Genomic DNA, 262 nt, shown 5'->3' with positions numbered 1-262 from the left:
AGAGTTTAAATTGTACTCTGAAAAAACTTGGATTCCTTCAAATTCACAAAATAGAACCAAGTGGTTCTATGAACGTGTAAGAGGAGAATATTTGAACGAACAATCATATTTAACTAATTCTGAAAAACGTAAGTTCGAAAAAATTAATCCACGGGATAAAAAAATTGATAAAACTCTTTTAGCGAAATGTGAGAATGCCTGGATGCAGAAACCTGACATTGTTTCAAAAGGCGCTCAGTATAGTTTCTCAAATTTTGCTGAG

Annotated in this window: 1 protein-coding gene; it reads left to right on the top strand. The window is 32.4% G+C overall.

Annotated elements, in window-relative coordinates:
• Positions 1–10: 10 nt before the first annotated feature.
• Positions 11–262, top strand: a 252-nt coding sequence (locus ACSV5T_RS09975) for an AIPR family protein (RefSeq protein WP_438321018.1), incomplete at its 3' end; no start/stop codon positions are given.

The sequence above is a fragment of the Veillonella sp. ZSJB6 genome, assembly GCF_051549505.1.
GTDB lineage: Bacteria > Bacillota > Negativicutes > Veillonellales > Veillonellaceae > Veillonella.
Note: the sequence above shows the minus strand (reverse complement) of the source record. Positions and strands in the feature narration are given on the sequence as shown.